The 13,201-nt window shown below is 70.3% G+C and carries 11 protein-coding genes; 10 read left to right on the top strand and 1 reads right to left on the bottom strand.

What is annotated here, in order from left to right; translation table 11 throughout:
* The first annotated feature begins 79 nt into the window (after positions 1–79).
* The 5 genes from ACWC24_RS11915 (at position 80) to ACWC24_RS11895 (ending at position 5,753) form a co-directional block, all read left to right on the top strand.
* Entirely contained in the window at positions 80–1,270 is a 1,191-nt protein-coding gene (locus ACWC24_RS11915; protein WP_450662685.1) for a LacI family DNA-binding transcriptional regulator, read from the top strand.
* Between the two features lie 82 nt (positions 1,271–1,352).
* Positions 1,353–2,726: an endo-1,4-beta-xylanase gene (locus tag ACWC24_RS11910; RefSeq protein ID WP_450662684.1), complete on the top strand. Its 1,374-nt coding sequence runs from the start codon at positions 1,353–1,355 to the stop codon at positions 2,724–2,726.
* Between the two features lie 95 nt (positions 2,727–2,821).
* Entirely contained in the window at positions 2,822–3,901 is a 1,080-nt protein-coding gene (locus ACWC24_RS11905; RefSeq protein ID WP_450662683.1) for an LCP family protein, read from the top strand.
* A gap of 183 nt (positions 3,902–4,084) precedes the next feature.
* Positions 4,085–4,441, top strand: coding sequence for a YciI family protein (locus ACWC24_RS11900; protein ID WP_351609536.1), 357 nt, complete (start codon positions 4,085–4,087; stop codon positions 4,439–4,441).
* A 49-nt stretch (positions 4,442–4,490) separates the two neighbouring features.
* A complete protein-coding gene (locus tag ACWC24_RS11895; RefSeq protein ID WP_450662682.1) occupies positions 4,491–5,753 on the top strand; it encodes an RNA polymerase sigma factor in 1,263 nt (420 codons plus the stop codon).
* A 231-nt stretch (positions 5,754–5,984) separates the two neighbouring features.
* On the opposite strand, the gene ACWC24_RS11890 is transcribed toward ACWC24_RS11895, so the two are convergent.
* Positions 5,985–7,145 (bottom strand): class I SAM-dependent methyltransferase, encoded by a 1,161-nt coding sequence (locus ACWC24_RS11890; protein ID WP_450662681.1) that lies wholly within the window; start codon positions 7,143–7,145, stop codon positions 5,985–5,987.
* Between the two features lie 222 nt (positions 7,146–7,367).
* On the opposite strand from ACWC24_RS11890, the gene ACWC24_RS11885 reads away from it, so the two are divergent.
* The 5 genes from ACWC24_RS11885 (at position 7,368) to ACWC24_RS11865 (ending at position 13,152) form a co-directional block, all read left to right on the top strand.
* Positions 7,368–8,249, top strand: coding sequence for a polysaccharide deacetylase family protein (locus ACWC24_RS11885; protein ID WP_450662767.1), 882 nt, complete (start codon positions 7,368–7,370; stop codon positions 8,247–8,249).
* Positions 8,246–9,055: a polysaccharide deacetylase family protein gene (locus tag ACWC24_RS11880; protein WP_450662680.1), complete on the top strand. Its 810-nt coding sequence runs from the start codon at positions 8,246–8,248 to the stop codon at positions 9,053–9,055. Before ACWC24_RS11885 ends, ACWC24_RS11880 begins: the two co-directional genes overlap by 4 nt.
* A 278-nt stretch (positions 9,056–9,333) precedes the next feature.
* Positions 9,334–9,642 carry a co-chaperone GroES gene (gene groES / locus ACWC24_RS11875; protein WP_003998759.1) on the top strand — a complete coding sequence of 103 codons (309 nt, stop codon included), beginning with the start codon at positions 9,334–9,336 and terminating at the stop codon, positions 9,640–9,642.
* 135 nt (positions 9,643–9,777) lie between these two features.
* A complete protein-coding gene (gene groL / locus ACWC24_RS11870; protein WP_392609281.1) occupies positions 9,778–11,400 on the top strand; it encodes a chaperonin GroEL in 1,623 nt (540 codons plus the stop codon).
* A 297-nt stretch (positions 11,401–11,697) separates the two neighbouring features.
* Positions 11,698–13,152, top strand: coding sequence for a PE-PGRS family protein (locus ACWC24_RS11865; RefSeq protein ID WP_450662679.1), 1,455 nt, complete (start codon positions 11,698–11,700; stop codon positions 13,150–13,152).
* The last annotated feature ends 49 nt before the right edge of the window (positions 13,153–13,201 follow it).

Genomic DNA, 13,201 nt, shown 5'->3' with positions numbered 1-13,201 from the left:
TATGCAATCCGAATGTTCCGGGAACCTATGGTGCGACAGGGGGTTCGTCAAGAGGTCGCGTAGGGATACGATCGCCGCCATGACAGCCCCGGAGCCTGCCGAAGCCCAGATGACAGGGCGGTCCAGCCGGACCGCGACGCTCGCCGAGATCGCCCGCGAGGCCGGCGTGTCGGCGCCGACTGTTTCGAAGGTCCTCAACGGCCGTGCCGACGTCGCCCCGGCCACCCGCAATCGGGTGGAAGAACTGCTGCGCGTCCACGGCTACCGGCGCCGCCGGGCCGAGGCCAGCCGCTCGCCGCTGATCGACCTGGTCTTCCACGAGCTGGAGAGCGCCTGGGCGATGGAGGTCATCCGAGGCGTGGAGAACGTGGCCCGGGACGCCGGGCTGAGCGTCGTGCTGAGCGAGAGCGCGGGCCGGCTCACCCCGGGGCGGACCTGGGCCGACCAGGTCGCCGCCCGCCGCCCGTACGGCGTCATCCTCGTCCTGTCCGGGCTCGACGAGTCCCAGCGCGCCCTGCTGACCAGCAGGTCCATCCCGTTCGTGGTGATGGACCCGGCCGGCGACCCGGGCGCCGACGTGCCGTCCATCGGCGCCACCAACTGGCAGGGCGGCCTCGCCGCCACCCGGCACCTGATCGACCTCGGGCACACCCGCATCGGCGCGATCAGCGGACCGGCCACCATGATGTGCAGCCGCGCCCGGGTGGACGGCTACCGGGCCGCCCTGGAGACGGCCGGTCTGCCCGTCGACGGGGGGCTGATCAGGGCGGGCGACTTCCACCACGACGCCGGATACCGGCTCGGCCGCGAACTGCTGAGCCGGCCGGACCGGCCCACCGCCGTCTTCGCCGGCAACGACCTCCAGGCGCTCGGGCTCTACGAGGCCGCCCGCGAGCTGGGGCTGCGCATCCCGGACGACCTCAGCGTGGTCGGGTTCGACGATCTGCCGGTGGCGCGCTGGGTGGGGCCGCCGCTGACGACCGTACGGCAGCCGCTGACCGAGATGGCGGAGGCGGCGGCCCGGCTGGTGCTGGAGCTGGCGCGCGGTGAGGGGGCGCAGGCGGCGACCCGGGTGGAGCTGGCCACCAGCCTGGTGGTGCGGTCCAGCACCGCGGCCCCCGCGGCCCCCGCGGCCCCCGCGGATCCGGCGGACCGGGCGGCCGCCGCGGATCCCGCGGCTCCTGAGGTTCCCTCGGAACCCGCAACCTCTGCGGAACCCGCAACGCCTGCGGATCCCGAGGCTCCTGCGGATCCTGTGGCCGGAAGTTGACGTATTGACGGGTGAGGCCGGTGCCTCCACACTCCACCGAAGTCAATCGGCTGGACGACCGAAACTTTCGGAGGCACCCGCAATGAGAACCTCCAGATCGTCATCGTTACGCACCCGGCTCGCCGCCCTGCTCACCGGCGTCACCGCCGTCGGCGCCCTGCTCGCCGCCGGCATGACGTCCGCCCAGGCCGCCGACACGCCCCTGCGCGACCTCGCGGCCGCCAAGGGCAAGGTCGTCGGTACGGCGGTCACCGGCTCCAAGCTCACCGGCAGCTACGGCGACATCGCCGGGGCCCAGTTCGGTTCGCTCACCCCGGGCAACGCCATGAAGTGGGGGTCGGTCGAGCCGACCCAGGGCACCTTCAACTGGGCCGAGGCCGACCAGATCGTCGCCTTCGCGCAGGCGCACAACCAGCAGGTGCGCGGTCACACCCTGGTCTGGCACAGCCAGAACCCGAGCTGGCTGACCAACGGCAGCTGGACGGCCGCCCAGCTCGGCACCCTGCTCCAGAACCACATCAGCACCGAGGTCGGCCGCTACCAGGGCAAGATCACCGCCTGGGACGTGGTCAACGAACCCTTCAACGAGGACGGCACCTACCGTTCGACCCTCTGGTACAACGGCCTCGGCGCCGACTACATCGCCAGCGCCCTGACCTGGGCGCGGGCCGCCGACCCGGCCGCCAAGCTGTACATCAACGACTACAACGTCGAGGGCGTCAACGCCAAGAGCACCGCCCTGTACAACCTGGTCAAGTCCCTGAAGGAGCGCGGTGTCCCGATCGACGGCGTCGGCCTCCAGGCCCACCTGATCCTCGGCCAGGTGCCGGCCACGCTCCAGCAGAACATCCAGCGCTTCGCCGACCTCGGCGTCGACGTGGCGATCACCGAGCTGGACATCCGGATGGCGCTGCCGGCCGACAGCACGAAACTGGCCCAGCAGGCCGCCGACTACAAGGCGGTCACCGCCGCCTGCGTGGCCGTGACGCGCTGCGTCAACCTGACCGTCTGGGGCTTCACCGACTCCGACTCCTGGGTCGACAGCACCTTCCCGGGGTACGGGGCGGCGACCCTGTATGACGCGAACTACGCCCCGAAGCCCGCGTACTACGGAGTCGCCGAGGCGCTCGGCGGGACGACTACCACGCCACCGCCCTCCACCGGCGCCTGCACGGCCACGTACAGCGTGGTCAACCAGTGGAACACCGGCTTCACCGGCCAGGTGAAGATCGCTTGTTCCGGCGCCTCGCTCTCCTCCTGGAAGGCGGTCTGGACGTACGGCGCGGGGCAGCAGATCACCCAGGCCTGGAACGCGACCTGCACCCAGTCCGGCGCGGCCGTCTCGTGCGCGAACGCCTCCTACAACGGGTCGGTCCCGGACGGTGGTTCGGTGACGTTCGGGTTCAACGCGTCCTGGAGCGGGAGCAATCCGCTGCCCACGGTGACACTGGGCTGAGACGGCACTGAACTCGTCCTGAGAAAAGTGAGATTTTCTGAAGAAAACTGCCCCAGACAAGCCCGTTGTAATAATTCGGACTTACGTTCCTCTGCGTGACCGGACACGACGAGAAACAGGACTGGGACACGGGCAGACGCGGAGGCCGGCGGTCGATCGTCCTGAGGGCCGCCGGCCTCACCCTCGCGGGCGCCCTGGTGCTCGGCGTCGCGGCGACGGGCTGGGTCTACTGGCACCTGAACAACAACATCAAGAGCGTCGACATCAACAGCGCGCTCGGCGACGACCGCCCGGCCAGGGCGGTGGCCGCGTCCACGCCCACGCCCGGCGGGTCGGCGTCCCCCTCGGCCGCCGCCTCCGCGCCGGCGACCGGGGCGCTGAACATCCTCGTGCTGGGCTCGGACTCGCGCAGCGGCGCCGAGAACGAGGAACTCGGCGGCGGCAGCAGCTCCGGCGCCCGCTCCGACACGGCGATGGTCGTGCACCTCGACGCGGGGCGCACCACGGCCACCGTGGTCAGCATCCCGCGCGACACCCTCGTCACCCGTCCGTCCTGCCCGCTGTCGTCGGGCCGCTCGACCGCGGTGGCCTACGGCACGATGTTCAACAGCGCGTACGCGGTGGGCGGTCCGGTCTGCGCGGTGAAGACCGTCGAGTCGATCACCGGCGTACGGATGGACCACTACATCGAGATCGACTTCTCCGGCTTCGCGAAACTGGTCGACGCGCTCGGCGGAGTCACCGTCACCACCGACGAGGACATCGACGACGACGACAGCCATCTGCACCTCGCGGCGGGCACCCACCACCTGGACGGCAAGCAGGCACTCGCCCTGGCCCGCACCCGGCACGGCATAGGCGACGGCAGCGACCTCGGCCGCATCGGCCTCCAGCAGAAGCTGGTGAAGGCGCTGCTGGAGCAGATCGCCTCGATCGACCTGCTGACCGACCCCACCCAGCTCTACGGGGTCGCCGACGCCGTCACCGGCAGCCTGACCACCGACACCGGACTCGACTCGCTGGGCGAGCTCACCGACCTGGGCGAGAGCCTGAAGGGCCTGGCGGCCGACCGGGTCGAGACGGTGATGATGCCGGTGGTGACCGCCCCGTCGGACCCCAACCGGGTGGTGGCCAGGGAACCGGCGGCGAGCGAGCTGTGGGAGTCCCTGCGGTAGGTCCTGCCGCTCGGATCGCACCGCTGACCTGCGGAAACACACCCTCGAGAAAATTCTTCGAAGAATTTCGGCGACCGTGTCGATCCGGCCGTCCCCTGTTCGACGCACAGGTGAGAGGTGGGGAAGGCCCCCGCCCGGGAGACTCGGCACCGTACGGGTCGCCCACCGCCGTGAGGAGTCACCATGCCCCGCTTCCTTTCGCTCGTGCAGATCGACGAGTCCACCGCGCCCGCCGAGGGACCCAGCCCCGAGCTGATGCAGCGGATGGGCGAACTGATCGAGGAGATCACCAAGGCCGGCGTCATGCTCCAGACCGAGGGCCTGACGCCCAGCGCGCAGGGCAAGCGCGTCCACTACGCGGGCGGGGAACTGTCCGTGACCGACGGGCCCTTCACCGAGGCCAAGGAGGTCGTCGGCGGCTACGCCATCATGCAGTGCAAGGACATGGCCGAGGCCGTCGAGTGGACCAAGCGCTTCCTGAAGGTGCACGAGGACTTCTGGACGGTGACCTGCGAGGTACGCCAGATCGCCGAGGGCTGAGCGGTTCCGCACTGGGCCTTGTCAGTGCGGGGGTGTTCGATGGGGGGTTGTGAGCTCGCAACCCCCCGCCGATCCGCGCGGCGCCATCGAGACCGTCTTCCGTCTGGAGTCCCCCCGCGTCATCGCCGCCGCCACCCGGATCGTGCGTGACGTCGGCATCGCGGAGGAGCTCGCCCAGGACGCCCTGGTCGCGGCCCTCGAGCAGTGGCCGCGGGACGGGGTGCCCGACAACCCGGGCGCCTGGCTCGTCACCACCGCCCGCCGCCGCGCCGTCGACCTGGTCCGCCGCCGGGAGAACTACGCCCGCAAGCTCGCGGAGATCGGCCGCGACCTGGAGACCACGGTACCGGCGCAGGAGCCCGCCGACCCGGACGACATCGACGACGACCTGCTCCGGCTGGTCTTCACGGCCTGCCACCCGGTGCTGTCCGCCGAGGCCCGTACCGCCCTCACCCTGCGTCTGCTCGGCGGGCTGAGTACGGCCGAGATCGCCCGAGCCTTCCTCACCCCGGAGCCGACGGTCGCCCAGCGCATCGTCCGCGCGAAACGGACCCTCGCCACCAGGAACGTCGCCTTCGAGGTGCCGAGCGGACCCGACCGCGAGGCCCGCCTCGGCTCGGTCCTCGACGTCATCTACCTGATCTTCAACGAGGGGTACGCGGCCACCGCCGGGGACGACTGGCTGCGCCCGGCGCTGTGCGAGGACGCCCTGCGGCTCGCCCGGCAGCTCGCGGCCTTGATGCCCAAGGAGCCGGAGGCGCACGGCCTCGCGTCCCTGCTGGAGTTCCAGGCCTCCCGCACCGCTTCCCGCACCGGCCCCGACGGCGAGCCGATCCTGCTCAAGGACCAGAACCGCCGCCGCTGGAACCGGATGCTCCTCGCCCGCGGTGTCGACGCCCTCGCCCGGGCCGACGCCGTCGCCACCGGCGTCCCCGGCCCGTACGTCCTCCAGGCCACGATCGCCGCCTGCCACGCCCACGCCCACACCTACGAGGACACCGACTGGCGGGCCATCGCGACCCTGTACGGTCTGCTCGCCGTCCGCGCCCCCTCCCCGGTCGTCGAGCTCAACCGCGCGGTGGCCGTGTCGATGGCGGACGGCCCGGCCCCGGCCCTGGAGATCGTCGACGCCCTGGCCGCCGAACCCGCCCTGCGGGACTACCACCTGCTGCCGAGCGTCCGGGGGGACCTCCTGGCCCGGCTGGGCCGCACGGCGGAGGCACGCACGGAGTTCGCCAGGGCGGCCGCCCTGGCCCGCAACGAGCGCGAACGACGGCTGCTACGACGCCGAGCAGACGAACCCACACCCTGACGGCACAACGCCCTGACGGCACAACGCCCTGAGGTGGACGGCGCCCTGAAGGGGCGCGGGGAACTGCGCGACCGGCCACGACGGCCCCGCAGCCGACCGCCGGCCGACGCCCGGGACGGCACGTTGAAGCCCCACGGCGCGGTCGACCGCCCTGAAGGGGCGCGGGGAACTGCGCGACCGGCCACGACGGCCCCGCAGCCGACCGCCGGCCCGCGCACCGCCGGGAAGGCCCTAGGCCGGACGGCCGATCAGCATCGTCGGCGCCCCCGCCACCCGGGTGAGGAACACCGTCGCCGCGTTCGGCCCCTGCGGTTTGACCTTGCGGCGCAGTTCCTCCGGTTCCACCGCCGACCCGCGCTTCTTGACGGTCAGCACCCCGACCTCCCGCTCCCGCAGCAGCGCCTTCAGCCGCTTGACGCTGAAGTGGAGCTGGTCGGTGATCTCGTACGCCGAGGCGTACTCCGTCGGGCGCAGTTCGTCCGACGTCACGTACGCGATCGTCTCGTCGACGAGGCCGCCACCGACCTCCTCGGCCACCTCGGCCACCAGATGGGCACGGATGACGGCGCCGTCGGGCTCGTACAAGTAGCGTCCGACGGAACGGACTTCGGGGTCGGGCAGACCGCGGGAGAGCAGGGTGCGCGGGCCGGGCAGCAGGGTGGAGCGCACCGCGCCCGGGCTCGTCCCGAACCACAGCACCGCCTCCTTCACGTCCCCGCCGTCCGAGATCCACTCGGCCTCCGCCTCGGCGGGCACGGCCTCGTGCGGAATGCCGGGCGCGACCTTCAGCGCGGCGCGCGGGGCCGCCATGGCCGTCCGCACCGCCCAGGACAGCGGCGGCGAGTACGCCTCCGGATCGAAGATGCGGCCGCGTCCGCCCCGGCGCGCCGGGTCCACGAAGACGGCGTCGTACGACGACACGTCCACCTCCGTGACGTCCGCCTCCCGCACCTCGATCAGGTCGGCGAGCCCCAGCGCGTCGGCGTTCGCGCGCGCCACGGCCGCCGTCACCGGGTCGCGGTCCACGGCCAGGACCCGGATGCCGGCGCGGGCGAGCGCGATCGCGTCGCCGCCGATGCCGCAGCACAGGTCCGCGACCGAGGTCACGCCGAGTTCCGCGAACCGCCGCGCGCGGTAGCCGGCCACCGTCGCCCGGGTGGACTGTTCCACCCCGTTGGGCGTGAAGAACATCCGCCGCGCGTCCTCGGCCGCGAACTTCGCCGCCGCCCGCTGCCGCAGGCGTGCCTGGCCGAGCGCCGCCGACACCAGGTCGGCGGGGTGCTCGCGGCGGAGCCGGGTGGCGACGGCGAGTTCGTCGGCCGGGGCGGTGTCGCGGACCTCGTGGAGGAGGGCGCGGCCTTCGGGCGTGAGGAGGGCGTGCAGGTCGTTCACCGGCTCATTGTGGGCCAGTCGGTGGACGGCGCGCCTCCGGTGGCGGTGTCGGGCCCGGTCGGCGGTCGTGGGCTGGGAGGATCCGACATCATGCGAGTAGTCGTACAAGCTGAAAAAAATGGTTTTGTTTGGACTTTGAAGAACTCCCGGATCTCTCGGGGCTCCCGCGCCTGCCGGGTCTCCCACGCCTGCCGGGTCTCCCGCGCCTGCCGGGTCTCCCGGATCCGCGGCGGTGTCGCCGTGCTCGCCGTCGCCGCCGTCGCCTCGGGCTGTGTCCGGGGCGGCGAGCCCGCCCAGGTGCGCCCGGCCCCCGGACAGCAGGGGCTCCAGGCACCCCCGGCCCGCGCCCTCGACGCCTACGCGGGCCGGTTGCGCGCCGAGTACGCGGCACGGGTGGCCGCGGCCCGGCGCTGGGGTCCGGCCACGGTCCCGCTGACGCCCCCGGCGCCACCCGCGAGGAAGCCGCGGATCACCGCGCGCGCCGGTTTCGAGGTCGACGGCCAGGAGGAGCGGGACCTGCCCCCGGTCTTCACCACGATCCCCACCAAGAAAAAAATCCTCTTCCTCACCATCGACGACGGCGCCGAGAAGGACCCGGCGTTCCTGCGCATGATGAGCGAGCTGAAGATCCCGTACACCGCCTTCCTCAGCGACTACCTGATCAAGGACGACTACGGCTACTTCAGGAAGATGCAGCGCAACGGGGTGGTCCTCGACAACCACACCCTGCACCACCCCTACCTCCCCGGGTTGTCGTACGAGCGGCAGAAGCAGGAGATCTGCGGCATGCAGGACGTGATCGAGCGTCAGTACGGCAGGCGCCCGACCGTCTTCCGCCCGCCGTACGGCAACTACAACCGGGACACCCTGGTCGCCGCGAAGGCCTGCGGCATCAAGTACGCCCCGATCTGGGACGAGGAGGTCTTCGCCGACCACTGGGAGTACCGCGAGTGGGACCAGGACCTGCACCCCGGCGACATCGTCCTGACCCACTTCCGGGGCCGCTCCGACTGGCGGGGCACCATGCCCGACATGATCCGCCGGTTCCTGAAGAAGGTGACCGACAAGGGGTACGCGGTGGCCCGCCTGGAGGACTACCTGTGAGGCTGCGGGCACTGACCGCGGGAGTGCTGGCGTCGGCGGTGCTGCTGCTCACCGGCTGCGCCCAGTCCGTCGACCCGATCGAACGGCTGGGCAAGAAGGCGGCGCAGCGGGTACGGCCGCACGGCCCGGCCGCTCCGCAGGCGTACCGCCACTGGGGTCTCTCGGCCCCGCTGGCCCCGGCCCCCCGGCGGGCGGCCCGGCCGCTCACCGCCACCGCACCGGGCCTGCCCGAGGTGGTCGACCGGGTCAGGACCCACGACCGGGTCGTCTTCCTCACCTACGACGACGGCGCCGAACGCGACCCGCGCTTCGTCGACATGGTCCGCGAACTGCGGCTCCCGGTCAGCATGTTCCTCACCGACAGCGTCGCCGGACCGGGGTACGGCCACTTCGCCCGGCTGCGCTCGGTCGGTGCGAGCATCCAGAACCACACCCTCGACCACCCCTCCCTGCGCGGACTGCCCTATCGCGGCCAGCGTGCCGAGATCTGCGGGCAGCAGGAGAAGCTCAGGACCCGCTTCGGCCTGCGTCCGCGGCTGTTCCGGCCGCCCTACGGGACGTACGACCACGCCACCCTGCGGGCCGCCGCCGGGTGCGGCATCTCGACGGTGGTGCTGTGGCGGGTGTCGATGGGCACGGCCGGCCTGAGGTACGCCCGGGGTCCGCACCGGCTGCTCTCCGGCGACATCGTGGCCATCAGCCCGGACGAGACCCAGGCCCCGAGCCTCGGAAGGCGCACCACCCACCTGCTGCGCCGGATCCAGGAACAGGGACTGACGGTGGCTCGGCTGGAGGACTACCTGTAGTCGACTACCTGTAGTCCGGCCGCGCGCACCGCCCACCGGACCCCGCGCCGCCGAGCCCCGGATCGCCGTCGGCCGGGCGCGAAAAATCACGCCGCGCCGTCCGCAATTGGCACTCCGCTTGACCGAGTGCTAATCGCGGTCATAGTCTCGGCTCTGGCACTCCTCCCTGGAGAGTGCCAACACGCGACGGGCAGGTCCGGCACCCGCGACGACGGATCCACCTGGTCGCCACCTCAGACAGTTAACCCCGTGAGATCTCCGAAGGGGGAGGTCGGATCGTGACGACCACCAGCTCCAAGGTTGCCATCAAGCCGCTCGAGGACCGCATTGTGGTCCAGCCGCTGGACGCCGAGCAGACCACGGCCTCTGGCCTGGTCATCCCGGACACTGCCAAGGAGAAGCCCCAGGAGGGCGTCGTCCTGGCCGTGGGCCCGGGCCGCTTCGAGAACGGCGAGCGTCTTCCGCTCGACGTCAAGACCGGCGACATCGTGCTGTACAGCAAGTACGGCGGCACCGAGGTGAAGTACAACGGCGAGGAGTACCTCGTCCTCTCGGCTCGCGACGTCCTCGCGATCATCGAGAAGTAGTCACCTCGCTTCCTCGCGAAGCGCTTTGTATTTGAACTGCGCCCCTGGCCCCCGCGACCATTAATCAGCCGGGCGTCGGGGGCGCAGTCGTTCACCCTGATTCACCTCGAGATTTCCGAGAGGGCAAACGCTCCCATGGCGAAGATCCTGAAGTTCGACGAGGACGCCCGTCGCGCCCTCGAGCGCGGCGTCAACAAGCTTGCCGACACGGTCAAGGTGACGATCGGCCCCAAGGGCCGCAACGTCGTCATCGACAAGAAGTTCGGCGCCCCGACCATCACCAACGACGGCGTGACCATCGCCCGCGAGGTCGAGCTCGACGACCCGTACGAGAACCTCGGCGCCCAGCTGGTGAAGGAGGTCGCCACCAAGACGAACGACGTCGCGGGTGACGGCACCACCACCGCCACGGTGCTCGCCCAGGCGCTCGTGCGCGAGGGCCTGAAGAACGTCGCCGCCGGCGCTTCCCCGGCTTCCCTGAAGAAGGGCATCGACGCCGCGGTCAAGGCCGTCTCCGAGGACCTGCTCGCCTCGGCCCGCCCGATCGACGAGAAGTCCGACATCGCCGCCGTGGCCGCGCTGTCCGCCCAGGACCAGCAGGTCGGCGAGCTCATCGCCGAGGCGATGGACAAGGTCGGCAAGGACGGTGTCATCACCGTCGAGGAGTCCAACACCTTCGGTCTCGAGCTGGACTTCACCGAGGGCATGGCCTTCGACAAGGGTTACCTGTCGCCGTACTTCGTGACGGACCAGGAGCGCATGGAGGCCGTCCTGGAGGACCCCTACATCCTCATCAACCAGGGCAAGATCTCCTCCATCCAGGACCTGCTGCCGCTGCTGGAGAAGGTCATCCAGACCAACTCCTCGAAGCCGCTGCTGATCATCGCCGAGGATGTCGAGGGCGAGGCCCTGTCGACCCTGGTCGTCAACAAGATCCGCGGCACGTTCAACGCCGTCGCCATCAAGGCGCCCGGCTTCGGTGACCGCCGCAAGGCGATGCTGGAGGACATGGCGATCCTCACCGGCGCCACGGTCATCTCCGAGGAGGTCGGCCTCAAGCTCGACCAGGCCGGCATCGACGTGCTGGGCTCGGCCCGCCGCGTCACCGTCACCAAGGACGACACCACGATCGTCGACGGTGCCGGCAAGACCGAGGACGTCCACGGTCGCGTCAACCAGATCAAGGCCGAGATCGAGAACACCGACTCCGACTGGGACCGCGAGAAGCTCCAGGAGCGCCTCGCGAAGCTGGCCGGCGGCGTGTGCGTGATCAAGGTCGGCGCCGCCACCGAGGTGGAGCTGAAGGAGAAGAAGCACCGTCTGGAGGACGCCATCTCCGCGACCCGCGCCGCGGTCGAGGAGGGCATCGTCTCCGGTGGTGGCTCCGCGCTCGTCCACGCCGCCAAGGTCCTCGAGGGCAACCTCGACAAGACCGGCGACGAGGCCACCGGTGTCGCCGTGGTCCGCCGCGCGGTCGTCGAGCCGCTGCGCTGGATCGCCGAGAACGCCGGCCTGGAGGGCTACGTCATCACCTCCAAGGTCGCCGACCTCGACAAGGGCCAGGGCTTCAACGCCGCCACCGGTGAGTACGGCGACCTGGTCAAGGCCGGCGTCATCGACCCGGTGAAGGTCACCCGCTCCGCCCTGGAGAACGCCGCCTCCATCGCCTCCCTCCTGCTGACGACCGAGACCCTGGTCGTCGAGAAGAAGGAAGAGGAGCCGGCCGAGGCAGGCCACGGCCACGGCCACTCCCACTGACGCACTCCGGTGACCCGGACGGGCCCTGACCCACCGTCGGCGTCCACCCGACAGGACTGACGCCGACGGCTTCAAGCCCGACCACTTCGCCCCGCCGCGACATCTCGCGGCGGGGCGAAGTGCTGCCGGAGGGGTCTGCACAGTTCATCCGCGGCCACTTGCGTCGGCCCCTGTCCCGGCGTGACTGGGCGAGCCCACGTACCCCGGTTCACTCCTGCCCCGAAGACTTCGCATTGGCAAGACCGGTAACCTCCCCGATACCGTCAGTTATAGCCAGGAGTTTGAGGGGGACAGAACGTGAGGACCGCCAACCCGGACGACCTGGAGCGACTCGCCGAACTTCTGGATGGGCGAGGAGGTGTTCAGGACAAGCTCGATGAAGCTTTCACCAGAGCCTCCAGGCTTGGCGTCTCCAGCCAGTTGACGGCTCTCAAACCCTTACGGAACTGGGTGACCGACACGGCGCCCGACCTTCGCAAGCGGGCGGGCTTCGCCCGGCTGGAAAGCGGTGATCCGGAGGCGGGTCTCTACTGGGCCGGTTTCACCGCCGAGGACATTCGAAAGCGCAAGGGTCAGGAGTTCTCCCCGGACCAGTTGCTGCTGGCCAACTCCGTGGCCGCGAGTGATGACCCGGCTGCCGAGTCGTTGCGTCGGGGCGACGACGAGTCGATAGACGCGTGGATCGAACGCCTTGAAGCGACCGCCTTCACGAAGATCCCCGGACTCGCGCCGCACAAGGAGACCGTCGAAGCGATCGTCGGGGCCTGCCGGGAATACACAGGTTTTACCGAGACAGTTGCGCAAAGCACCTTCATTGCGACGACCCTGACAAGGGTCCTGGTCGGCAATCGACTGCGCACGGCGTGGCGCGCGGGCGGCTGGTCACAACCCTTCCAGGACGGCGTGTACAACCTGTTGAGAAGGTCCGGCAACAGGAACCTGGTGCGGTTCGGCAGGAACGTCAGAGCTTGGTATCCGGAGCTGAAATCGCTGAATGCTCCGGGTTCGTGGCTTCCCACGAAACTCGCCGGCTTCATCTACAGGAGCCGGGGCTTCCAGCAGTTGGGAAGCTTTCCTGGCATGTCGACACTTCAGACCTGGGCCAGCAGCAGGGGGTGGAACAGGCTGGCCGGCGCCAGATTCATGGATATGGGCCCGAATGCGGTTGTTCGATTCATCGGTGGGAACAACGAGCTGGCGGCGGCCTTCGGAGGGACCACGCATGCCGGCGTCGCCGCCAGGGCCGCCAGCGCCAACCTCTTCAGGGTCGCCGGCAATGCGTACACCGACGCGCGCGCCGTCCAGGGACTGGGGCGTGGAGCGGCTGTGGTCAGGGGCTTGGCCGTCACCGGCAAGGTCTCCGGCGCCTTCCGCGGCGTCGGTATTGTGAGCGGCGTCGCCTCAACCGCTATCAGCGCCAACACCGTGTATCACGACGGGTGGCCGTGGGACAACGGCAATTTCTCCACGCGGGAGAAGGGTGCCTCCTATGTCGCGGACGTCGCCGAAACCGGGTTCAACGCCTCACTGACGGCTGCCACCATCGCGCCTAACCCCATCACCATCGGAGCGACCGTCGTGTTCGGCGCCGTCTACGCGGGTGCCAAGGTAGTTCAGCACTGGGATGGCATAAAGAAGGGCGCGGGTGAAGCGCTGGACGCAGTCGGTAGTGCAGCTGAGGAAGCCGTGACAGACCCGGTCGGCACGGCCAAGGAGGTCGGCCACGCGTTGAATCCGAAGAACTGGTTCTGAGCCATCGACAGAATGACCGGCGCGGGTCGCAGTGTTGTTCGACTGCGGC

Source organism: Streptomyces sp. NPDC001443, assembly GCF_053597355.1.
The sequence above is the reverse complement of the archived record's forward strand: the minus strand, read 5'-3'. Positions and strand labels throughout refer to the sequence as shown.